19 protein-coding genes and 2 pseudogenes are annotated in these 22,257 nt (G+C 70.6%); 12 read left to right on the top strand and 9 right to left on the bottom strand.

All coding sequences use genetic code 11. The features are described from left to right. Positions 1-73 precede the first annotated feature (73 nt). From BR39_RS0100610 to BR39_RS27400, 3 genes and pseudogenes are all read left to right on the top strand, one after another. On the top strand, positions 74-1,063 hold the full coding sequence (locus tag BR39_RS0100610) for an FAD-binding oxidoreductase (protein WP_029907090.1): 990 nt from the start codon (positions 74-76) through the stop codon (positions 1,061-1,063). Positions 1,064-1,090: 27 nt separating this feature from the next. Continuing rightward, positions 1,091-2,254, top strand: a complete 1,164-nt coding sequence (locus tag BR39_RS0100615) for an acyl-CoA dehydrogenase family protein (protein ID WP_029907091.1) — start codon at positions 1,091-1,093, stop codon at positions 2,252-2,254. Positions 2,255-2,438: 184 nt separating this feature from the next. Further along, positions 2,439-2,546, top strand: a pseudogene (locus BR39_RS27400) (hypothetical protein); the annotation flags it as partial. Positions 2,547-3,084: 538 nt separating this feature from the next. Here the strand turns inward: BR39_RS27400 and BR39_RS0100620 are convergent. Further along, positions 3,085-3,750, bottom strand: a complete 666-nt coding sequence (locus BR39_RS0100620) for an O-methyltransferase (RefSeq protein WP_029907092.1) — start codon at positions 3,748-3,750, stop codon at positions 3,085-3,087. Between the two features lie 94 nt (positions 3,751-3,844). Here BR39_RS0100620 and BR39_RS0100625 point away from each other — a divergent pair, with 94 nt between their 5' ends. Beyond that, entirely contained in the window at positions 3,845-4,477 is a 633-nt protein-coding gene (locus tag BR39_RS0100625; protein WP_029907093.1) for a TetR family transcriptional regulator, read from the top strand. 157 nt (positions 4,478-4,634) lie between these two features. Here BR39_RS0100625 and BR39_RS0100630 read toward each other — a convergent pair whose 3' ends face one another. Continuing rightward, complete coding sequence (locus tag BR39_RS0100630; protein ID WP_029907094.1) at positions 4,635-5,354, bottom strand: energy transducer TonB; 720 nt, start codon at positions 5,352-5,354, stop codon at positions 4,635-4,637. Between the two features lie 195 nt (positions 5,355-5,549). Here BR39_RS0100630 and BR39_RS0100635 point away from each other — a divergent pair, with 195 nt between their 5' ends. Next, a complete protein-coding gene (locus tag BR39_RS0100635) occupies positions 5,550-6,416 on the top strand; it encodes a transglycosylase SLT domain-containing protein (protein ID WP_029907095.1) in 867 nt (288 codons plus the stop codon). A gap of 74 nt (positions 6,417-6,490) precedes the next feature. Here the strand turns inward: BR39_RS0100635 and BR39_RS0100640 are convergent, their stop codons facing one another. Then, positions 6,491-7,663, bottom strand: coding sequence for a CaiB/BaiF CoA-transferase family protein (locus tag BR39_RS0100640; RefSeq protein WP_029907096.1), 1,173 nt, complete (start codon positions 7,661-7,663; stop codon positions 6,491-6,493). 120 nt (positions 7,664-7,783) lie between these two features. Beyond that, the gene (locus BR39_RS0100645) at positions 7,784-9,592 is read right to left on the bottom strand and encodes an ATP-binding protein (protein ID WP_029907097.1); all 1,809 of its coding nucleotides are present in this window, start codon (positions 9,590-9,592) and stop codon (positions 7,784-7,786) included. A gap of 158 nt (positions 9,593-9,750) precedes the next feature. Here BR39_RS0100645 and spbR point away from each other — a divergent pair, with 158 nt between their 5' ends. From spbR to BR39_RS0100660, 3 genes and pseudogenes are all read left to right on the top strand, one after another. After that, on the top strand, positions 9,751-10,887 hold the full coding sequence (gene spbR, locus BR39_RS0100650) for a pole-localized protein SpbR (RefSeq protein WP_029907098.1): 1,137 nt from the start codon (positions 9,751-9,753) through the stop codon (positions 10,885-10,887). A 245-nt stretch (positions 10,888-11,132) separates the two neighbouring features. Next, the gene (locus BR39_RS0100655) at positions 11,133-11,897 is read left to right on the top strand and encodes an NUDIX hydrolase (RefSeq protein WP_029907099.1); all 765 of its coding nucleotides are present in this window, start codon (positions 11,133-11,135) and stop codon (positions 11,895-11,897) included. Between the two features lie 133 nt (positions 11,898-12,030). Continuing rightward, positions 12,031-12,366: pseudogene (locus tag BR39_RS0100660) on the top strand (DUF559 domain-containing protein); the annotation flags it as partial. A gap of 67 nt (positions 12,367-12,433) precedes the next feature. Here the strand turns inward: BR39_RS0100660 and BR39_RS0100665 are convergent. Beyond that, positions 12,434-13,339, bottom strand: coding sequence for a LysR substrate-binding domain-containing protein (locus BR39_RS0100665; protein ID WP_035018024.1), 906 nt, complete (start codon positions 13,337-13,339; stop codon positions 12,434-12,436). A 146-nt stretch (positions 13,340-13,485) separates the two neighbouring features. On the opposite strand from BR39_RS0100665, the gene katG reads away from it, so the two are divergent. Beyond that, complete coding sequence (gene katG / locus BR39_RS0100670) at positions 13,486-15,666, top strand: catalase/peroxidase HPI (RefSeq protein WP_029907102.1); 2,181 nt, start codon at positions 13,486-13,488, stop codon at positions 15,664-15,666. Between the two features lie 112 nt (positions 15,667-15,778). Further along, positions 15,779-16,219 (top strand): transcriptional repressor, encoded by a 441-nt coding sequence (locus BR39_RS0100675; protein WP_029907103.1) that lies wholly within the window; start codon positions 15,779-15,781, stop codon positions 16,217-16,219. Here the strand turns inward: BR39_RS0100675 and BR39_RS0100680 are convergent. The 4 genes from BR39_RS0100680 to BR39_RS0100695 form a co-directional block, all read right to left on the bottom strand. Then, positions 16,216-16,854, bottom strand: coding sequence for an ABC-type transport auxiliary lipoprotein family protein (locus tag BR39_RS0100680; RefSeq protein WP_029907104.1), 639 nt, complete (start codon positions 16,852-16,854; stop codon positions 16,216-16,218). The two genes, BR39_RS0100675 and BR39_RS0100680, sit on opposite strands and share 4 nt — an antisense overlap. Continuing rightward, on the bottom strand, positions 16,851-17,789 hold the full coding sequence (locus BR39_RS0100685; RefSeq protein ID WP_029907105.1) for an MlaD family protein: 939 nt from the start codon (positions 17,787-17,789) through the stop codon (positions 16,851-16,853). The genes BR39_RS0100680 and BR39_RS0100685 overlap by 4 nt, the downstream gene beginning before the upstream one ends. Beyond that, positions 17,789-18,637, bottom strand: coding sequence for an ABC transporter ATP-binding protein (locus tag BR39_RS0100690; protein WP_029907106.1), 849 nt, complete (start codon positions 18,635-18,637; stop codon positions 17,789-17,791). The genes BR39_RS0100685 and BR39_RS0100690 overlap by 1 nt, the downstream gene beginning before the upstream one ends. Positions 18,638-18,717: 80 nt before the next feature. Next, on the bottom strand, positions 18,718-19,833 hold the full coding sequence (locus BR39_RS0100695) for an ABC transporter permease (RefSeq protein ID WP_029907107.1): 1,116 nt from the start codon (positions 19,831-19,833) through the stop codon (positions 18,718-18,720). A gap of 224 nt (positions 19,834-20,057) precedes the next feature. Between BR39_RS0100695 and BR39_RS0100700 the strand changes: the two genes are divergently transcribed. Continuing rightward, positions 20,058-21,614, top strand: coding sequence for a glucan biosynthesis protein G (locus tag BR39_RS0100700; protein WP_029907108.1), 1,557 nt, complete (start codon positions 20,058-20,060; stop codon positions 21,612-21,614). 64 nt (positions 21,615-21,678) lie between these two features. Then, on the top strand, positions 21,679-22,212 hold the full coding sequence (locus tag BR39_RS0100705) for a dihydrofolate reductase family protein (RefSeq protein ID WP_029907109.1): 534 nt from the start codon (positions 21,679-21,681) through the stop codon (positions 22,210-22,212). Positions 22,213-22,257 lie beyond the last annotated feature (45 nt).

Consider the following 22,257-nt stretch of genomic DNA (forward strand, 5'->3'; position numbering starts at 1 on the left):
TGACACACGCCGCGACGCCGCAAAATGGCCCGTCGGGCTTGACGTTTGGCGCGGGCGAGGGTGTCTGCCGCCCATGGAGACCAAGCCTCGCGCGCGGGTGGCGGTGGCCGGCGCCGGCGCGATCGGATCGGCCGTCGCCCTGACCCTGTCCCGCGCCCAGTTCGACGTCACGCTGTTCGACCCCGATCCCGCCGGCGACAACGCGTCCAGCGTGGCCGCCGGCATGCTGGCGCCGGTGGCCGAGGCCGTGTTCGACCCTGTCTCGACCCCGCACCTGGCGGTGCTGCGGCGGGCCCGCGACCTGTGGCCCGCCTTCGCCGAGGGGCTGGACCTGCCGATCCTCCGCGAGGGGCTGAGGGTCGAGGGACGGGCCGCGTGGCTGGCGGATATCGCCGCGCGCTTCGAAGCCCTGGGCGTCCCCTTCCAGCGCCTGGACGGGGCCCTGGTCGACGCCGAGGATTGGCGGGTCGAGGCCCGGCCGGCCCTGGCCGCCCTGCGCGCCGCCTTCGAGGCCCTGGGCGGACGCCTGCAGCCCCGCGCCTTCGTCGCCGAAGATCTGAAGGCCTTCACGGCCGTGGTGCTGGCGACCGGCGCGGCCGACGCCGGCGGCCTGGCGCCGGAACTGGCGGCGCTGACCCCGATCAAGGGCCAGATCCTGCGCGCCGACCGCGGTCCGGCGACCGGGCCGGTGATCCGGGGCGAGGGGGTCTATATCTGTCCCGGCGAGCGGCCGGCGATCGGCGCCACCATGGAGACCGGGCGCGACGACCTGACCATCGACCCCTCGGTCACCGAAGCCCTGCGCGCGGCGGCGATCCGCCTGCGTCCCGAACTGGCCGAGGCCGTCCTGACCACCGAGGTCGGGGTGCGGGCCGCCACGCCCGACGGCCTGCCCTTGGTGGGCTGGAGCGCGACGCCCGGCGTGATGCTGGCCGTGGGCGCCCGCCGTAACGGCTGGCTGCTGGCCCCGCTTGTGGCCGATCTGGTCGCGTCGTATCTGAAAGGTGATAACCCAGGCCCGGACGCCGCGCTGTTCGATGCGCGGCGTTTCTCGAGGACCTGAGGCGCAACAAGAGCAGGGCAGGGGCGGATGAGCGGATTCTGGTTGACCGAGGAACAGGAAGCCATCCGCGAAGGGGTCGCCAAGCTGTGCGCCGGCTTCGACGACGAGTACTGGCGCCGCACCGACGAGACCGGGATCTTTCCCGAGGAATTCGTGGCCGCCATCGCCGAGGGGGGATGGCTGGGCGTGGCCATGCCCGAGAGCGTCGGCGGGGCCGGCCTGGGCCTGACCGAGGCGGCGATCATGATGCAGACCGTGGCCCAGTCGGGCGCGGGCTTCTCGGGCGCCAGCGCCATCCACCTGAACATCTTCGGCCCGATGCCGATCGTGAAGTTCGGCACTGACGAGCAGCGCCAGAAGCACCTGCCGCGGCTGATCTCGGGCGAGGACAAGATGTGCTTCGCGGTGACCGAGCCCAATTCGGGCCTGGACACCTCGAGCCTGGAGACCCGGGCCGAGCGCACCAACGACGGCTACGTGCTGAACGGCCGCAAGATCTGGACGACCGGGGCCCAGCGCGCCAACAAGATCCTGATCATCGCCCGCACCACGCCCAAGGACCAGTGCGCCAAGCCGACCCAGGGCTTGAGCCTGTTCTATACCGACCGCGAGAAGATCGAGGCCAAGCCGATCCCCAAGATGGGACGCAAGGCGGTCGAGTGTAACATGCTCTTCATCGAGGACCTGTTCGTGCCGGCCGACGACCTGGTCGGCGAGGAGGGCAAGGGGTTCTCCTACCTGCTGCACGGCCTCAATCCCGAGCGGGTGCTGTTCGCGGTCGAGGCCATCGGCCTGGGCCGGGCGGCCCTGGCCAAGGCGACGACCTACGCCAAGGAGCGCGTGGTGTTCGGCCGGCCGATCGGCCAGAACCAGGGCGTGGCCCATCCGCTGGCCAAGTCCTGGGCCGAACTGGAGGCCGCCAACCTGCTGGCCTTCAAGGCCGCCGCCCTCTACGACCGCGGCCAGGACTGCGGGGCCGAGGCCAACGCCGCCAAGTACCTGGGCGCCGAGGCCGGCTTCACCGCCTGCGAGGCCAGCGTCCTGGCCCACGGCGGCATGGGCTACGCCAAGGAATACGACGTCGAGCGCTATTTCCGCGAGGCGATGATCGCCCGCATCGCCCCGATCAGCCGAGAGATGATCCTGAACTTCATCGCCGAACGGGTGCTGGGCCTGCCGAAGAGTTATTGACCTGGTCCTTCCTGTTCGGGCGGTGCGGTCAGCACTTGCCCCCTACGGACCGCTTCGCGGTCGTCTTCCCCCGGAGGGGGAAGAGCCTCGCGCAGGCGGCTCCGCCCCCTACGGGGGCGGACAGGCGGCGAAGCCGCCAGGTGGGGGCAAGGGGGTGTGATCCCACGCCTCCGGCTGTGAGCTGATGGAAAGGGCTGCGGAGCGCCGGACATCGTCCGGAGTTTGAAAGAGAATACCGTTTCGACGAAGCCCGATCGCTCCGCGCGGTCGTTATCCGGAAGCGCGGCGGCGCTGAGCCCTGTTCGAACCTCGCCGCCTTGAAGCCTCCGACGGGCGGGCTAGAGCAACGACACCCAGTCCCGGACCGCGAGCGTCTCACCGCCCGCCTGCTGCTCAACCGGCCCCCATCCAACGCTGTATCCGTGTTCCGAGCCCAGCCGGCACCAGATGGATGGGGTTTGATCCTTTCGGACCGCCGAAGGAGCTTCCCGCTCGATCGCCCCCCGCCGCCGCATCGGTCGCTGGCCATGCGCCCTTTCCCGCGTCGAGGTGGGTAAAGGATACGGGCGTCTGGAAGGGGGAGGATAAGTTTGGTCGAGAAAGTTCAGGGCGTTGAAAACGCTGAGGTTCGTTCGCTATCCGCCGAGCGTAAGTCGCCCATTCGGAACCCTCTCCCAGAGGGAGAGGGCAGGGTGAGGGGTTACGACGCCCGCCGGCGCGCCGGCAATGCGGCGGCAGCCAAACCTGACGGGATGTAACCCCTCACCCTCCCACGCCTTCGGCGCGGGCCCCTCCCTCTCCCTTTGGGAGAGGGGTTTTTGGTGGCGATCTCACCCGACCCGCATCGACAGTTCCACGTCCTCGGCGAACGGCGTCGACAGGTAGCCGCCGTCCGGGGCGCGCACGCGCTCCAGGTATTCGGGGCAGTAGTCGGCGTTGTCGGCGACGATCAGGGCGCCGGGGCGCAGGCGGCTTTCGACCCGGTCCAGGATGTCGGAATACAGCGCCTTGGCGCCGTCCAGCAGCAGCAGGTCGATGGTCTCGGGCAGGTCGACGCTCAGCGTCTGGAGGGCGTCGCCTTCGCGGATCTCGACCAGGTCGATCAGGCCGCCGGCCGTCAGGTTCGCCCGGGCCCGCGCCGCCTTGGACGGCTCGAACTCGCTGGTGATCACCACCCCGCCGCCATTGTCGCGCAGGGCCGAGGCCAGGCACAGGGTCGACAGGCCGAACGAGGTCCCGAACTCGACGACGGTCCGCGCCCTCAGGCTGCGGGCCAGCATGTAGAGCAGCAGGCCCGTCTCGCGGGAGACGGCGAGGGGGTAGTCCTTCAGGTGGCCGTAGAAGTCGAGATAGTCGGTCTTGCTGCGCATCAGCCGCGCGTGGTCGCCGCCGGCCAGGGCGGCCAGCGCCGGATTGTCCATCGGCGAGGTCGCCGAGGCTTCCTCGAACAGGCGATCCAGGAGCGGCCCGACGGGGGGCGTGGTCAGGGTGGTCATGGGGTGTTTCCGGTCTCGAAAAGGCGCGTCCTTGCGCCCCTTCAGAAATGCGACTAATCCGTCAGGTCTCCTATTCGCATTGCCGGGGCGCCCCATGACCGAACGTGCAAGTCCCCGGATTTCCTCGAGAAAGCAGCCGCGCCAGGCCCGCTCGACCGAGCTGGTCGCGGCCATTCTGGAAGCGGCGGTTCAGGTTCTGGCGAAGGAAGGCGCGGCGCGGTTCACCACGGCGCGGGTGGCCGAGAAGGCCGGGGTCAGCGTCGGGTCGGTCTACCAGTACTTCCCCAACAAGGCCGCGATCCTGTTCCGCCTGCAGACCGACGAATGGCGCCAGACGACCGACCTGTTGCGGAGCGTGCTCGAGGACGCCGCGCGGCCGCCGCTGGAGCGCCTGCGGGCCCTGGTCCACGCCTTCGTCCGGTCCGAGTGCGAGGAGGCCCAGATGCGCGTGGCGCTGAACGACGCCGCCCCGCTGTATCGCGACGCGCCCGAGGCCCAGGAGGTCAGGATCTGGGGCGGCGACATCGTCCGGGCCTTCATGGCCGAGGCGCTGCCGGCGGCCGACGAGGCGACGCGGCTGCTGGCCGGCGACCTGATCAAGACGACTATGAGCCAGGTGGGCAAATCGTTCTCGGAGACGCCCCGGACCGACGCGGAGATCGCCACCTACGCCGACGCCATGGCCGACATGTTCTGCGCCTATCTGGCGGACCTCGCGCGCGGCTGAGCCGACGAACGAAAACCCCGGGCCGCCACGCTGGAAGGCTCGCGGCGGCCCGGGGCTCCCCCGAGACCGATGGACGGCGCCGGCCAACATGCACTCCGGCCGGCGCCCCTCGGGACCTTCGGGCCGCCGCCTCCCGAGGGGAGAGGCGGCGCGCCGTCTAGCCCTCGGCCGCGTTGAAGCGGATCGGGATGCGCACGCTGGCCCCATCGACGGCCTGGCCGTTCTCCATCTGCGGGCTCATCTTGAAGAACCGCGACAGCTTGATGGCGGCCTTGCCGAAGCCTTCCTCGGACGGGGTCTCGTCCAGCACGCTGCAGGCCTGGATGGAGCCGTTGGCGGCCACCGTGCAGTTCAGGGTGGCCATTCCGCCGACGCCGCGGCGCATGGCGCTTTCCGGATAGAACCGGCTGAACTCCGAGGCCCCGGGCTTCTTCAGCCAGTTGGGCCGGGTGATCATCTTGGGCTGCGGCGGCTCGACCACGGTCGGCGGCCCGGGCGGCAGGTCGGTCTTCAGGTCCACCGGACCCGGCCCGGGCGGATCGCGGGGACCTTCCACCGGCTTGACCGGCAGCGGATCGACCGTCGAGGGCGTGACCAGGGTCGGTTTGTGGATCAGCGGCGGGTTCGAGGTCTGGGTCTGCGGGATCGGCTTCTTGGGCTCGGGCGCGGGAGGATCGTAGAGCGGGACCTCGATGATCGGCGGGTCGGAGATCACCGTCGGGGGAGCGACCCACTTCTGATAGGCCAGGTAGGCGAACAGGCCGGCATGGGCGGCGGAGACCACGACCAGGGCCGCGACCAGGGCCTTGGGCGCCTTCCTGGGCTTGGCGTCCAGGCCGGGAATGTAGGAACCGACAGCGCCTTCGTACGCAACCATGACAACCTCCTTCTGCATCGACCGCTGGTGGAGCCGGGTCGATGGAGGAAGCCTGTCACGTCGAATTACGTTTGTAAATATTACGGGCGTAGAATTTTTACGCGTGTAACTGTGGCAACCCGCCACAGGCAATTTCTGCCGGGTCGGACCGCATGGTTAATCCGTGATTAACCATGCGCGTCCACATCTTCGGGCATGGCGAATGTCACCTCCATCCGCAGCGTCGTCGAGTCGGCGATCCAGCGCGCGTCCAGCGCGACGGGCGTGGATTTCTCGTTCCTGATGGGCGCGGCCAAGCGCGAGAGCGGCTTCAACCCCGCCGCCAAGGCGCGCACCTCGTCGGCCTCGGGCCTGTTCCAGTTCGTGGACCAGACCTGGCTGTCGACCCTGAAGAAGCACGGCGCCAAGTACGGCTACGCCCGCTACGCCGACCTGATCCAGCAGGGTTCGGACGGCCGGTACCGGGTGGCCGGCGACGAGGCCCGCAAGGCGGTCCTGGGCCTTAAGCTCGACCCGCACGCCGCCTCGCTGATGGCCGGCGAACTGGCCAGCGACCACGCCTCGTATCTGCGCGGCCGGGTGGGGCGCACGCCCACGGCCGGCGAGCTCTACGCCGCCCACTTCCTGGGGCCGCAGGGCTCGGCCCGGCTGATCGAGGCCGTGGGCAATTCGCCGGGCGCCAGCGCCGCGGCCATGTTCCCGGACGCCGCCGCCGCCAACCGCTCGATCTTCTATCGCGAAGGCCGCGCGGCCACGGTCAGCGAGGTCTACGCCAACCTCACCCGCACGGGCGGCGGAGGCGGCGAGGTTCCCGTCGTGCCGGCCGCTCCGGCCCCCGAGACCGACCAGGGCTTCCTGCAGTACGCCACCGGCCGCCGGCTGGAACGCATCCAGCAGCAACGCGAGCTGGTCAGCCTGATCCTGCGCGGCCCGCAGGACGCCGACAACGGCTTCAGCCTGGCCTCGAACGGCGGCTCGTCGACCCAGCGCATGGCCAGCTCGATGTTCTCGGCCGAGATGCTGCGCGTGCTGTCCGACGCCAACGACAAGACGCAGCGGTAGGGGGCTCAAGCCCTACAAGAATCCGCTCATACCGGCATTCGCCGGGATGAGCGGCTGGGGGTTAGCGGACCGAGCTAACCCCCTGCGATCTCGTCCTCCGACCAACCAATCTCGGTCAGCACCGAAACCGTATGCTCGCCCAACGCCGGGGCGGGGCCTCTGGGACCGTCCTCCGCCCCCGGGAAACGCGCCGGGCCCGCCGGAGCCGGGAACGTCCCCCCGCGCCCGTCGGGCGTCTCCACGAAGCAGCCGGCCGCCTTGGCCTGCGGGTCGCCGACCAGGTCGCGGGGCGTCTGCCACGGGGCCCAGGTCAGGTCGCCGGCGTCGAGCGCGGCGGCCGCCTCCGCGTAGTCCATGGCCCCGAAGGCCGCGTCCAGGATGTCGACCAAGGCCCCGCCGTTCTCGCGCCGCAGGCGGGCGCCGGCGAAGCGGGGGTCGTCGACCAGTTCCGGCCGGCCCGCCGCCGTCGCGATCCGCGCCCAGTCGGTCGAGCCCTGGCGGGCCAGCAGGCAGATCCAGCGACCGTCGCGGGTCTGGAAGAAGTTGGCCAGGGGCTGCACCGCCTCGCGCCGGGGACGGGTGGAGGCCAGCTTCCCGAACCGCAGCTGGATGGCCATGTCCGAGCCGATCGCATAGACCCCGGTGCGCAGCAGCGAGGTCTCGACCAGCCGGCCGACGCCCGTCCGATGCCGCTCGTGCACGGCCGCCAGGATGGCCGACACCGTCGCCAGCGAGGTCACGTGGTCGCCCATGCCGGTGCGCAGGGGGAAGGGCTCGGCGCCCTTGGCGGCGGTGATCGCGCCCACCCCAGCCCGCGACCAGAAGGCGGCCACGTCCATGCCCGGCCGATCGGCGTCGGGACCCTCCAGGCCGTAGCCGGTCAGGCTGCAATAGATCAGGCGCGGATTGACGGCCTTGAGGCTGTCGTAGTCCAGCCCGGCCCGGGCCAGACCGGCGGGACGGACATTGGTCAGGAAGACGTCGGCGTCCTTGACCAGGGCCTTGGCGGCTTCGCGGCCGGCGTCGGTGCGGATATCCAGCACGACCGACCGCTTGCCGCGGTTGTCCAGCTCGAAGATCGGGTTGGCGGCCTGATCCGAGCCCAGGGTGTCGAAGAAGCCCCGCATCGGGTCGCCGTCGGGCGACTCGATCTTGATCACGTCGGCGCCCCAGTCGGCCATGATCCCGGCCGCGCCGGGGGCGGCGATATAGGTGGCCAGCTCGATGACCCGCAGATCGCGCAGCATCCCGTCCTCCCGCTTCTTATCGTTGCGGGCAGTGTGGACGACTTAAACAGCTGTTGGAAAGTGTTTACGCTCGACGGGTTCCGGGCGCGAAACCGCTTCGCACTTTCGCTGAACCCGTCGCTAGGCGACCGCCGTCCGGCCGGCTTCCCCGCCCTTGCGGTCGATTGTCGCGGCGTCGGCCACGGCGCGGGCCACGGCCGCGACGCTGACGGGCTTGCGCAGCACGGTGTCGGCGCCGGCGTCCAGGCATTCGCGCGCCTCGTCGGCGTCGCCGCCGATCACGGCCACGATCGGAACCTCGCGGTTGGCGGTCTCCAGCGCGCGCAGGGCGGCGGCGGTCTGCGGGCCGTCCAGGATCGGCATGCGGCCGTCCAGCATCACCAGGTCGAAGTCGCAGATGCGGGCCAGGTCCAGGGCGCGGCGGCCGTTCTGGGCGTGGACCACCTGGTGGCCCAACTGCTCGAGGATGGCGCGCAGCATGGCCGCGTTCAGGGCGTCGTCCTCGGCGATCAGGATGCGAAGGTTGCGCGGCGGGGCGCCGGCGGCCTCGACCGCGTGAGGGGCCTCGCTGTCGGGCTCGATCATGCAGGGGGCGTGTTCGTCGAAGGGCAGGGTCAGGGTGAAGCAGCTGCCGACGCCGACGGCGCTGGTCGCTTCCAGCGCGCCGCCCATCAGCTTGGCCAGCTGGCGCGACAGCGACAGGCCCAGGCCGGCGCCGTTGACGCCCGCCCCGGTGCGCTCGACCCGCTGGAACGCCTGGAAGGCCTGGTCCAGCTCGTCGCGCGACAGGCCGGGGCCGGTGTCGGCCACCTCGATGGCGATCAGGTTGTCCCGCCGCTCGACCCGCACCTCGATCCGGCCGCGCACGGTGTACTTTACCGCGTTGCCGACGATGTTGGCGATGATCTGGCGGGTGCGCAGAGGATCGCCTATGGCCGCGCCCAGCTGGCGGTGCTCCAGGTCGGGCTCGACGTGGACGACCAGCTCCAGGCCCTTGGCCACGGCGTGCGGGCGGTCCAGCAGGACCAGGTCGCGGATCAGGCGCACGGGCTCGAAGGCCACGCTCTCGACGGCCAGGCGGCCCGACTCGGCGGTCTCGGAATCCAGGGTGGCGTTCAGCACGGCGACCAGGTCCTGGGCGGCGTCCAGGGCGGCGTTCAGCTGTTCCCGCGACGGGGCCGCGCGGCCGCCCTTGCCGGCGGCGGCGGCCAGCACGTGGGTCACGCCGGTCAGGCCGTTGCGGATCTCGTGGCTGAGGGTGGCGACGATGTCGGACTTGGACCGGGCGGCGCGCTCGGCGGCCTCCAGCACGTTCAGCCGCTCCTCCAGCAGGGCCTCGTGGGCCAGGGACAGGGCGTGCTGGCGGCGCAGCATGCGGTTGAGGATCAGCGACAGGGCCATGGCCAGGCTGACGGCCCCGAACGCCATGCCGCCGGCCTGGTTGCTCTGCGGCTGCGAGAACAGCAGGTACAGCGGCCCGGCCGCCGCCAGGGGCGCGGTCAGCAGCAGGGCCAGCAGGTAGGGCGCGGCGAAGAAGATGCAGACCACGGCCGCGCCGGCCGACAGCAGCAGCAGGGTCTCGCGCACCGGGCCCGACCCGTCGGCGAAGACGGCCATCTGGCAGACCGCGACGGCCCACAGCAGGCCCGACATCACGTGCACGCGCGCGCGGCGGGTCAGGTCCTCGGCCCCGGGCGTGCGCAGCCAGGCGACCACCCCGTAGAAGATGCCCCAGTTGATGGCGAACACGGCGAAGCTGATCGCCATCCAGCCGGCGTTTTGCGCGAACGAGCAGGCCCAGACATAGATCGGCAGGGCGACGGCGAAAACGGCCAGCGCGTAGGGCAGCAGAGCGGCCTGGGCGTCGAGCGCCAGACGGGCGTCATCGCCGCCGTTCGCGGGGGTGTTTTGTCGGCGCTCGGCGAACAAGGACTGATTCCTCGGCTGGTGAGCCCAGACCCTAGAGGATCGCGGTTTGCGCCGAGTTACGGCTTATCGTTAACGAGCGCCGCCAGGAGGGAAAACAATCGTTAAGCATAACGGGGGATGATCCGATTCCTCGCCGTCCGTGGGGACTGGGAAGATCGATGGCCACCACCCGCGCCGCCCTGACCGAACACGACATCCGCATGCTGGTGAAGGGCGCGACGCCGGACGAGCGCGCCCTGGCCGCGCACAAGCTGTGCCGCACCATCGACCGCGCCGAGCTGGACGACGAGCAGCGCGCCCTGGCCGCCGAGATCCTGCGGGTGATGGCCGCCGACGCCGCCGAACTGGTCCGCCGCGCCATGGCCGTGACCCTGCGCAATTCGCCGACCCTGCCGGCCGACGTCGCCAACCGCCTGGCCCGCGACGTCGAGAGCATCTCGCTGCCGATCATCAGCTTCTCGCCGGTGTTCAGCGACGCCGACCTGGCCGAGATCGTCCGCCTGGGCGGACCGGTGCGGCAAATGGCCGTGGCCAAGCGTCCCAGGCTGTCGCGCAAGGTCGCGGCCCTGCTGGTCGAACAGGGCGGCGAGGAGGTGGTCGCCACCCTCTGCGCCAACGACAACGCCCGCATGTCCGAGACGGCCCTGCAGCGGGCCCTGGAACGCTTCGCCAAGTCCGAGAAGGTGCTGACGGCGGTCGCCTACCGCTCGTCCCTGCCGCTGTCGGTGACCGAGCGCCTGATCGACATGGTCGGCGAACAGCTGCGCGACCACATCCTGGCCACGCACCCGCTGTCGGCCGAGCGCACCCTGGAGCTGATCCTCGACACCAAGGAGCGGGCGACGATCGACCTGGTCGACCAGGCCGGACGCTCGGCCGACGCCAAGGCCTTCGCCGCCCACCTGCACAGCGTCGGGCGGCTGTCGCCGTCGCTGCTGCTGCGGGCCCTGGCCCATGGCCACATGACCTTCTTCGAGTGGGGCGTGGCCGAGCTGGCCGGCGTGCCGCATCACCGCACCTGGCTGATGATCCATGACGCGGGCGAGCTGGGCCTGAAGGCGATCTGCGAGCGGGCGGGCCTGCCGCCGCGCCTGCAGCCGGCCTTCCGCGCGGGCGTCGACGCCTTCCACGCCCTGGAATACGATGGCCGCCCCGGCGACCGCGAGCGCTTCCAGGAGCACATGATCCAGCGCTTCCTGACCGCCGCGCCGTCGGTCTCGCGCGAGGACGCCGACTACCTGCTGGACCGCGCGGACCAACTGGGCGAGCGGGCGAAGACGGCGGTGGCGGGGTAGGGGCGGCTCAAGTTCCGCCGTTGTTTCGGCTTTCGCGCTCCAAACGGTTGTCATCCCGGAAAGCGCGCAGCGCTTGTCCGGGACCCAGGTGAACCGCAAGGCCTCAGCCCAGTCCCCTGGGTCCCGGACAGCCTCTGCGAGGCTTCCGGGATGACAACCGTTGAGGGGCTTGGATTGAGTTCGGGCATTAGAACACCCGTTCGAAATCTCTAGCCGTCATCCCGCTTCGGCGCCAACCTCGTCCGATGACAGAGCGTCCCGCCGACCCGATCCGACCCGCCGCCACCATCCTGCTGCTGCGCGACGAGCCCTCGTTCGAGGTGCTGATGGTCAAGCGGCACCACCAGATCGACTTCGCGGCCGGCGCCCTGGTCTTCCCGGGCGGCAAGAGCCATGCGGGCGACCACGACCCGGCCTGGATCGACCACGCCACCGGCTGGGAGAGCGTCGAGGCCGACGGCGCGCCGCTGCGCATCGCCGCCATCCGCGAGGCCTACGAGGAGGCCGGCGTGCTGCTGGCCCGTGACGCCGCCGGCGAGGTCTATGCCGGCGAGGCGGCGATCGACGTGCGGGCGGCGGTCGCCGAGGACCGCCTGCCGTTCCTCGACGTGGTCCGCGAGCTGGGGCTGAAGCTGGACCTGTCGGCCCTGACCGTCTTCGCCCGCTGGATCACGCCGCCGCTGATGGCCAAGCGCTTCGACACCTGGTTCTACGTCGCCCACGCGCCCCTGGCCCAGCTGGCCATCTGCGACGGCCACGAGGCGGTCGACGCCGAATGGATCGCGCCCGGCGAAGCCCTGGCCCTGGCGGAGGCCGGCGAGCGCAAGGTGATCTTCCCGACACGGATGAACCTGCAGCTGCTGGCGGAGAGCGCCGACGCGGCGACGGCGATCGGCGCGGCGCGGGCGCGGCCGCTGGTGACGGTGGAGCCGTGGGTCGACGGGGCGTCGCTGCGGATCCAGGCGGACGCGGGGTACGGGGACGTGGTGGAGCCGCTGACGGCGCTGTAGGGGAACCCCTCTCTCTTAGAGAGAGGGAGGGGCCCACCGCGAAGCGGTGGGAGGGTGAGAGGTTTCACAGCTGGCCGGAAAATCCCGATTCCTTCCGTTGCGTGGTCATCAGGACCAAGCTCAAGCTTGCCCCATGGATGCGACCGCCAACGCCCGCCGGCTCCGCCGGGACCAGACTCTCGCCGAGAAGAGGTTCTGGAAGCTGGTGCGCAATCGCCGGCTAGGCGGATTCAGGTTCCTGCGACAGGTCCCGATAGACCGCTACCTCGCCGACTTCGTCTGCGAGGCGGGCAAGTTGATCGTCGAACTCGATGGCCCGACCCATGAAGAGCGCGAAGACTACGACGCGCGCCGCACAGAGGATCTGGAGCTCTTCGGATACGTGGTTCTGAGGTTTCCCAACGACCGGGTGCTGGCCGACCCTTGCGGTGTCGGCGAAGACATCCTGGCCGTGCTTCGTTCGGACAGGGTGAAACCTCTCACCCTCCCACCGCCTTCGGCGGCGGGCCCCTCCCTCTCTCAAAGAGAGAGGGTGATTATACCGCTCCCGCCGCCGCGCCCTCCGCGAACCCCTTGAGCCGCGACGCGATCACCTCGCCCACCGCCTCCACCGCCGCCCGCCGGGGGAAGTGCGCGCGCCAGGCGATGCGGACCGTCCGCCCCGCCTTGGCCGACAGCGGCCGCAGCACGATGCCGGCGTCCTGCGCCGCCCCGGCCGCCAGGCCCGGGATCAGGGTCGTGCCGTAGCCGGCCGCCACCATGTTCAGCAGGGTCGGCAGGCTGGCCGCCCGGAGGGGACCGCCCAGCCCCGCGTCGCCGCCGCAGGCCTCGACCGTCTGGTCGCGCAGGCAGTGGCCGTCGGCCAGCACCAGGATGTCGCGCGCCAGGTCGGTCTCCAGGATCATCGAGCGGGCGGCCAGGGGATGCTCCGGGGGCAGGGCGGCCAGGAAGGGCTCGGCGAACAGCGGCAGGCTGACCAGGTCGGGCCCGTCCTCCTCGGTGGCCAGCAGGGCGGCGTCCAGCTCGTGGGCGCGCAGCCGCTCCAGCAGGGCCGAGGTCTGGTCCTCCCATGGCTCCAGCTCCAGGGCGGGCAGGGCCTGGCGCAGCGGCGCGAAGACCAGCGGCAGCAGATAGGGCGCCAGGGTCGGGATGATGCCCAGCCGGAAACGGCCCGACAGCGGGTCGCGCATGTTGCGGGCCGTGGCCAGGATGGCCTCGGCCGCCGTCACCGCCGCGCGGGCGTGGCCGATCAGCCGCAGGCAGGCTTCGGTCGGGGCGGCGGTCTTGCTGGAGCGCTCGAACAGTGTCACGCCCATCAGGTCTTCCAGCTTGCGGATCTGCACCGACAGGGTGGGCTGGCTGACGCCGCAGGCCTTGGCGGCGCGCCCGAAATGCTCGTGCTCGGCGACGGCCAGCAGGTAGCGGAGGTCTCGCAGGTTCATAGGCATAGCCTATCACGGTCATTAGACCTTGGCGCTTCTCTTTATCGTGGAGTTGGGCGAACAATCGCGTCGCAATCCGGGGGAAGAATACTCACGCCGGCCTTCGGGCCGGACGATCACGGACGCTCAAGCGGAGGAACAGAACGATGGACGCCAAGGTCGAAGACAGCATTCAGGGCCAATGCCCGATGGGACATGGTCCCCGCAGCACCAACCGCGACTGGTGGCCGAAGAACCTGCGCCTCGAGAGCCTCAACCAGCATTCGCCGCGCTCCAACCCAATGGGCGAGGCGTTCGACTACGCCAAGGCGTTCAAGACCCTCGACCTCAAGGCGGTGGTCGCCGACCTGACAGCCTTGATGACCGACTCCCAGGACTGGTGGCCGGCCGACTTCGGGCACTACGGCGGCCTGATGATCCGCCTGGCCTGGCACAGCGCCGGCACCTACCGCGTCACCGACGGCCGTGGCGGCGCGGGCGGCGGCCAGCAGCGGTTCGCCCCGCTCAACAGCTGGCCGGACAACGCCAACCTCGACAAGGCCCGCCGCCTGCTGTGGCCGATCAAGCAGAAGTACGGCGCCAAGCTGTCGTGGGCCGACCTCTATGTGCTGGCGGGCAACGTCGCCCTGGAGTCCATGGGCTTCAAGACCTTCGGCTTCGGCGGCGGCCGGGCCGACCAGTGGGAGCCCGAGGAACTGTTCTGGGGGCCCGAAGGCTCGTGGCTGGGCGACGAGCGCTACAGCGGCGAGCGCCAGCTGCACTCGGCCCTGGGCGCGGTGCAGATGGGCCTGATCTACGTCAATCCGGAGGGGCCCAACGGCAATCCCGACCCTGTCGCCGCCGCCCATGACATCCGCGAGACCTTCGCGCGCATGGCGATGAACGACGAGGAGACCGTCGCCCTGATCGCCGGCGGCCACACCTTCGGCAAGACCCACGGCGCGGGCGACCCGTCGTTCGTCGGTCCCGAACCCGAAGGCGGCGAGATCCATGACCACGGCCTGGGCTGGCGCAGCAAGCACGGCACCGGCGTCGGCGCCGACGCGATCACGTCCGGGCTGGAAGTCACCTGGAGCCAGACCCCGACGCGGTGGAGCAACCACTTCTTCGAGAACCTCTTCAAGTTCGAGTGGGAGCTGACCAAGAGCCCCGGCGGCGCACAGCAATGGGAGGCCAAGGACGCGCCGGCCGACGTCCCGAACGCCTTTGGCGGCGCCGCGCAGAAGCCGCGGATGCTCACCACCGACCTGTCGCTGCGCTTCGATCCCGAATACGGGAAGATCTCGCGTCGCTTCCTGGAGAACCCCGACCAGTTCGCCGACGCCTTCGCCCGCGCCTGGTTCAAGCTGACCCACCGCGACATGGGCCCCAAGGCCCGTTACCTGGGCCCGCTGGTGCCCCAGGAGACCCTGATCTGGCAGGACCCCATCCCGGCCGTGGACCATCCGCTGGTCGACGCCTCGGACGTCGCGGCCCTGAAGCAGAAGATCCTGGCCTCCGGGCTCTCGGTCTCCGCGCTGGTCGGGGCGGCCTGGGCCTCGGCCTCGACCTGGCGCGGGTCCGACCGCCGGGGCGGCGCCAACGGCGCGCGCATCCGCCTGGCGCCGCAGAAGGACTGGGAGGTCAACAACCCGCCGATCCTGGCCCAGGTGCTGGCGGCCCTCGAGGGGATCCAGAAGGACTTCAACGGCGCGGCCGCCGGCGGCAAGAAGGTCTCGCTGGCCGACCTGATCGTGCTGGGCGGGGCGGCGGCGGTCGAGCAGGCGGCCAAGGACGCCGGCGTCCCGGTCGAGGTGCCCTTCGCCCCCGGGCGGGCGGACGCCTCGGCGGAGCAGACCGACGCGGACTCGTTCGCGCCGCTGGAGCCGCGCTCCGACGGCTTCCGCAACTACCGCAAGGCGGGCGAGCACTTCATGTCGCCCGAGGAGTCCCTGGTCGACCGCGCCCAGCTGCTGCGCCTGAGCGGGCCGGAAATGACCGTCCTGGTCGGCGGCCTGCGGGTGCTGGGGACCAATGTCGGCGACGCCAAGGCGGGCGTGTTCACCGACCGTCCGGGCACCCTGACGAACGACTTCTTCGTCAACCTGCTGGCCATGGGCACCACCTGGAGCCCGACCGCCCTCAACGCCTTCGCCGGCCACGACGGCAAGTCGACCGATCCGAAATGGACGGCCACGCGCGTCGACCTGATCTTCGGCTCCCACGCCGAGCTTCGGGCCTTCGCCGAGGTGTACGCCGCCTCGGACGCGCAGGAGAAGTTCGTGAAGGACTTCGTCGTCGCCTGGAACAAGGTGATGAACGCCGACCGGCTCGACCTGGCCGCCTGATGTTCCAAGGGCGCGGCGGCGACGCCGCGCCCGTACGTCTTTGAGCTTTCGGATCAGGCCGCGGCGGCTCAACGACCGCGGCCGGTTCGGACGCCTCTGGGAGGACGCTTCGATGCCACATGCGGTGGAAGCCGCGTTGCGGGAGGAGCTGCGTCGCGCCGGCCTGGCCGGCCACGGCGCCTTGCCGCGCCTGCTGGCGCTGCTGCGGGCCTCGCCGGAGGAGCACCTGACCCTGACCGAGGTGGCCGAGCTGGTCGCCGAAGCCGGCGTGGCCGTCACCTCGGGCGACCTCGCCCGCCAGATGGAGCTGCTGGCCGACCACGGCCTCATCGGTCGCCTCGCCACCACCACGGCCGAGCTGGTGTTCGACACCGTGGCCGAGCCGCACTCGCACCTCGTCTACGAGGAGTCCGGCCAGGTGGTGGACCTGCACGTCTCGGCCGACACCGTGCTGGCCATGGTCCGCGACGCCCTGGCCCAGCGGCCGGGCGGCGTGGAGATCCTGGTGCGCTTCCGGCGGGAAGCGGGCGCGGCGCCCGATCCGGAAGCCTAGGTCGCCGGCAGCTTCGCGCCCGCCTCGCCGACCCAGGCCACGATCTCGGTCAGCACCTTGTCCACGGCCTGGTCATAGGCGGGGACGATGGCCGACAGGCGGTTGTCGGCGGCCTTGACCCGGGCCACGAACACCTTGTCGCCCAGCAGGGCGCGGTCGTTGCTGCGGGTCATGACGGCCCGGATCTCGACCAGCACCTCGGGCGCGGCCTTGGGGCCGTTCACGTAGTCGGTCTCGAACGAGCGGACCTCCAGGCGCAGGGCCATGGCCGCCTTCAGGGCCTCGCCGCGGGTGACCAGGCGGGCGGTGCTGCCGTCGGCCTCGAAGGCGCGGGCCACGGCCTCGTCGAACAGCACGATGGCCGGCGACACCCAGCGGGCGTCGGCGATGTAGGCGGCCTCGCCGTTGGTCACGGACAGGAGGCGGTCGCTCATCGCGGCGCGGGTGAAGACCGTCGGGGTCTTGTAGACCCCGAAGCTCTTGTCGCTGGCCGGCCGCGAGCTTTCGGCCGCCACGTGGCCGAAGCGGTAGAGCCCGGCCGGGTTCGACTTCGGGAACAGGCTGATGCAGCCGGTGAGGGCGACGGCCGTGGCGGCGATCGCGACCGTCCGCAGGGTGATGCGCAGCTTGCTCACGGCTTGACCTCCAGTTCCTTGGCGGGCGCCTTCCCGACCAGGGCGCGCGGGTTCTGTTCGACTTCGCTGACCAGCCGGTCCAGGGACTCGGCGGCCGATTGCAGGGTGACGACGGCCGACGACAGCTGCGGCAGGCCGGTGGTGGCGAAGTCGCTGGTCGGGCCTTCCAGCTTGCCGACCATGCCGCGCACGTCCTTGGCGGTGGCCTTCAGCTCGTCGGCGGCGTCGCCCAGGTTCTTCAGGGTGCGCTTGGCGTCGCCGTTGGCCAGGCCGTTGACCGAGTCCGACAGCTCGCCGATCCGGGTCGAGGTGGCCTCGATGCTCTGCAGGGCCTTCTGGGCGTCGGCGATGATCGCCTTGCGCTCGCGCAGCTCGGCGGTGACCGACTGAATGTCGCTGAGCGAGGCGCTGAAGGTCTTGACGTTGTCGTCCGACAGCACGCGGTTGACGCGGTCCAGGGCCTCAATGGTGCGGGTCAGAACCGTGCCGCCGCCCTCCAGCAGGTCGGACAGGGCGCTGCGCTGGCTGCGGATCACGGGCACCTCGCCGCTCTTGACCGTGCTCTTCAGCAGCGGCTTGGCGGGCGTGCCGGCGGCGATCTGCACGTAGTTCACGCCGGTGATGCCCTGGGGCTCCAGGGTGGCGAAGCTGTCGGTCTTGATCGGCACGTCCGAGGTGACGCGCACGCGGGCGATGACGCGGTTGGGATCGGACTTGTCGAGCGCGATCTTGGTGACCTCGCCGACCTTGATGCCGTTGAAGTGCACCTCGCCGCCGTCCGACAGACCGCGCACGGGGCCGACGAACAGCACGTCGTACAGGTCGTATTCCTGGTTGAAGCTCAGCTTGGCCAGCCAGACGGCGAAGATCAGCAGACCCATGAACAGGATCAGGGTCGCCGCGCCCACCAGGGCGTAGTTGGCGTTTCTTTCCATCAGCTCGTCCTCGGTGTGGCTTTCGGCGCCGATTTGGGCGTCGCCTGGCCGGCGGCCGCGCGCCCGCGCGGCCCCATGAAGTATTCCTGGATCCAGGGGTGGGGGTTCTTCTCCAGCTCCTGGACGGAGCCGGTGGCCACCACCTTCTTGTCGGCGATCACCGCGATCCGGTCGGTGATCTCGTAGAGGGTGTCCAGGTCGTGGGTGATCATGAACACCGTCAGGTCCAGGCTGTCGGACAGGTCCTTGATCAGGCTGTCGAAGGCCGCGGCGCTGATCGGGTCCAGGCCCGCCGTGGGCTCGTCCAGGAACAGCAGCTCGGGGTCCATGGCCAGGGCGCGGGCCAGGCCGGCGCGCTTGCGCATGCCGCCCGACAGCTCGGCGGGCTTGAGGTTGCCGGCCCGGGCGGGCAGGCCGACCAGGGCGATCTTCAGATCGGCCAGATGCTCGATCTCGCCCTTGGGCAGGCGGGTGTGCTCGTGCAGCGGCGCGGCGACGTTCTCGCGCACGGTCAGGTTCGAGAACAGCGCGCCCTGCTGGAACAGCACGCCCCAGCGGCGCTCGATCACGCTCCAACGGCGACGGGAAGCGTCGGCCATGTCCTGGCCGAACAGCTTGACCGACCCGCCGTCGGGGACCTTCAGGCCGATGATGGTGTTTAGCAGCACCGACTTGCCCGCGCCCGAGCCGCCGACCACGCCCAGCACCTCGCCGCGCTCGGCGGTCAGGTCCAGGCCGTCGTGGATGACGTTGTCGCCGAACCGCGAGACCAGGCCCGTGACCCGGATCGGCGGGGCCTCGGCGGTCGACTCGGCCTCGTCCTCGACATGGGGCGTGGCCTTGGCCAGCGCCTTGGTCTGGGCCTGGGCCTGGGCCTGGGCCTGCGCCTGGGCGTCGGGGCCCTCGGGCGGGGGCGCGTCGGCCGGGCTCACAGGTTCAGCTCCATGTAGATCAGGGCGAAGACCGCATCGATGGCGATGATCGCGAAGATGGCGTGGACCACGGCGGCGGTGACCCGGCGGCCCAGCGACTCCACGTCGTTGCCGACCTCCATGCCCTGGCGGCAGCCGATGGCGGCGATGACCATGGCCATGACCGGGGCCTTCGACAGGCCGATCCAGTAGTGCTGCACGCCGACGGCGTCCTGCATCCGCTGCAGGAAGAAGGTCGGCGACAGGTCCAGCGCCGCCCAGGTGACCAGCATGCCGCCCGCCAGGCCCGCCAGGGTGGCCACGAAGGTCAGCAGCGGGATCGTCAGCAGCAGCGCCGCGAAGCGCGGCAGCACCAGCGCCTCGTAGGGATCGACCCCCATCACCTGCATGGCGTCGATCTCCTGGTTCATCTTCATCGAGCCGATCTCGGCCGCGAAACTGGAGGCCGAGCGGCCGGCCAGGAGGATGGCGGTGATCAGGATGTTGAACTCGCGCAGCACCGAGATGCCGATCAGCTCGACCGCGAACACCTGGGCGCCGAACTGGGTCAGCAGGTTGGCGCCCAGCAGGGCCACGACCGCGCCGATGAAGAAGGTGGTGACCGAGACGATCGGGATGGCGTCCAGGCCCGCCCGTTCCGCCAGCGAGACCACCGGCGCCCAGCGGATGCGGCTGGGCTTGGCGATGCAGCGGGCGATGGCGACCAGCAGATGCCCCAGGAAGGCGGTGGTGCTGTAGAGGTCGTCGCCCAGGCCGTAGACGCCCCGGCCGATGCGCTCCAGCAGGGCCAGGAAGCCCTTCTGCGGGGGCGCCGCCTCGGGCTCGACCTGGATGGCGTCGTCGACCAGCTGCAGCAGGCGCAGGGTGCGCGGACCGGCCTTGATCTTGCCGGCGCTGATCCGGCCGTCGGCGGCGCGGATGATGGCGTAGGCCCCGGCGGTGTCGCAGCGGGTGATGTCGCGCAGGTCCAGATCGACCGCTTGCGACCCTTCCATGGCCTGGACCAGCCGCTCGCCGGCGTCGACCATGCCGCGGGCGGTCCAGTCCCCCGAGAGCACGGCGGTCTTGTGACCGGCGGTCTCCTTGAGGGTGAAATCAGCCGGAGCGCCCATGAAGTGTCGTCGGTCCCTCTATCCGCCGTCGAACCTTATCAGGCCCTCGACCAAGCCCAAACGTGCCAAGGCCTGGCTTGTTGCAACGCTTGTCGTGTTAGGAATAGGCGGGTGCGGCGCCGCGCGCCAGCGACCTTGTCCGCGATCGAGGCGAATGCGCGAACCTTTGTCGCTAAAGGTGCGTTGTGTGGCGTGCAACGGGGGCGTTGCTTTACAAGGCCCGGATGTTTTCCAGTCTGCTCAACCGTCGCGCGGCGCTCGGCCGGCTTTCGCTTTCGGCTGTCCTGGCCCTGGCGCCGCGACTGGCCGCCGCCCAAGTCCTTTCGAATGGGGCGCCGGCCGTCGACGGCGCGGTCAGCCAGCCGTTCTCCGTCGAGGGGCTTCGCGACAAGGCCCGGGCGCTGGCCGCCGCGCCCTACGTCAAGCCGCCCGCGCCGCCGACGATCACCGGCCTGACCTACGACGAATATTTCCGCATCCGCTTCCGGGCGGAGGCCGACCTGTGGAAGAACCGCCAGCCGCCGTTCCGGGCCGAGTTCTTCCCGCCCGCCTGGCTCTATCCGCGGCCGCTGCCGATCTACGAGGTCGTCGCCGGCCTGGCGCGGCCCATCGTCTTCGACCCGGCGATGTTCGACATCCCGGGCGAGCACGCCGACGTCGCCAAGGCCTGGAACGGCTTTTCCGGCTTCCGCCTGCTGTGGCCGCTGAACGAGGCGGGCAAGATGGACGAGGTGGCGGTGTTCCAGGGCGCCAGCTACTTCCGCAGCCTGGGCCGAGGCCAGCGCTACGGCCTGTCGGCGCGCGGCCTGGCGATCGGGGCGGGCGAGCCGAACGAGGAGTTCCCCGACTTCACCGCCTTCTGGCTTGAGCGGCCTCAAAACAACAATGGGGCCATCGACGGCGACGCGGTGGTCGTCCACGCCCTGATGGACAGCCCCAGCTGCAGCGGCGTCTACAGCTTCACGATCCGGCCCGGCGAGGACGTGGTCTTCGACGTGGCCGCCAGCATCTTCCCGCGCACCACCCTGGCCAAGGCGGGCGTGGCGGCCATGAGCAGCATGTTCCTGTTCAACATCGCCGACCCGTCGCCCCTGCAGGACTACCGCACCGCCGTGCACGACAGCGACGGCCTGGCGATCTGGACGGGGCAGGGCGAGCACATCTGGCGCGTGCTGCAGAACCCCAAGGCCCATCGCCTCAGCAGCTTCCAGGACGAGAACCCCAAGGGCTTCGGCCTGGTCCAGCGGGCGCGGACCCTGGAGGACTTCGGCGACCTGCAGGCCCGCTACGACCTGCGGCCCAGCCTGTGGGTCGAGCCGTTGGACGCCTGGGGCGAGGGCGCGGTGCACCTGGCCGAGCTGGCCACCACGAAAGAGACCGACGACAACATCGCCATCTTCTGGCGGCCCAAGGATCCCTGGAAGGCGGGCAGCCAGGTCGACCTGCGCTATCGCCTCCACTGGGGCCAGGAGCGCTTCGCCAGTCCCGACGCCCGGGTGTTCCGCACCCGCACCGGCGCCGACGCCCAGGCGGGCCTGCGGCTGTTCACGATCGACCTGCAGGGCGGGGCCCTGGCCGAGGGGCTGGACGGGGTGGCGATGGACCTCCAGGCCACGGGCGGCGAGATCGTCTGGAAGGACCTGTCGCCCTATCCCGACGAGGCGGCGGCCCGCGTCGCCTTCGGCGTGCGCCCCAAGGCGGCCAATGTCGACCTGACCCTGCGCCTGACGCGGGGCGACCAGGCGATCTCGGAGACCTGGAAGTACCTCTGGACGGCGTGATGGGCTGGGCGTTTGCGCCCCTGTCCGCCCGCGATTAGGCTCCCGCCGGCCCACGGAGGGAGAGATGGCGAAGTTCGTCTTCGGAATGGTCCAGTCGCTGGACGGCTATGTGGACCACACGGTGCTGCCGGCGCCCGGTCCCGAACTGTTCCGGCATTTCATCGACTGGGTGGGCAGCCTGAGCGGCAGCGTGTACGGGCGCGTCGTCTACGAGCTGATGCAGTACTGGGACGAGGACCGTCCCGAGTGGGACGCGCCGCAACGCGAGTTCGCGGTGGTCTGGCGGCGCCAGCCCAAGTGGGTGGTCTCGCGCACCCTGAAGACGGTCGGCCCCAACGCCACCCTGATCGAGGGCGATCTCGCGACGGCGATGCGCGACCTGAAGGCCCGGTTCGAGGGCGAGATCGAGGTCGCCGGGCCGAACCTAGCCCAAAGCCTCACCGATCTGGGCCTGATCGACGAATACCGGCTGCTTTATCGCCCCTTCGTGCTGGGAAGCGGCGCGCCGTTCTTCGCGGGGCCCCGGCCGCCGCTGCGGCTGGTGTCCAGCGGGCCCGTGGGCGAGGACGCGTTCGCGCTGAACTACGTTCCAGCCTAGGCCGGCCTGGGCGCGCGCGGACGGCCACGCTTCAAGCTTGGTTAA

Origin of the sequence: Caulobacter sp. UNC358MFTsu5.1 (assembly GCF_000712075.1) — a bacterium.
GTDB lineage: Bacteria > Pseudomonadota > Alphaproteobacteria > Caulobacterales > Caulobacteraceae > Caulobacter.